Below are 234 nucleotides of genomic sequence, written 5' to 3'. Positions count from 1 at the left end.
GGCGGTGTGCGCCGCCGTACTCGTCGTCTAGGCCGCCGTACTCGTCGTCCAGAAGGCGCGCCGTCCGAAGGTGCCGTCTAGAAGGTGCCTTCCTGGCTCGTCGAGTAGAGAGCCCGCTCGTCGTCCCCGGCCCACACGGCGCCCTCGTCCGGCTCCCAGTCCACCGTCACGACGATCTTCCCGCGCGTCCGGCCCTCCTGGTTCAGCCGCTGGGCGTCCGCCGCGCACTCCAGC

Source organism: Streptomyces tricolor, from assembly GCF_002155905.1.
GTDB lineage: Bacteria > Actinomycetota > Actinomycetes > Streptomycetales > Streptomycetaceae > Streptomyces > Streptomyces tricolor.
The sequence above is the reverse complement of the archived record's forward strand: the minus strand, read 5'-3'. Positions refer to the sequence as shown.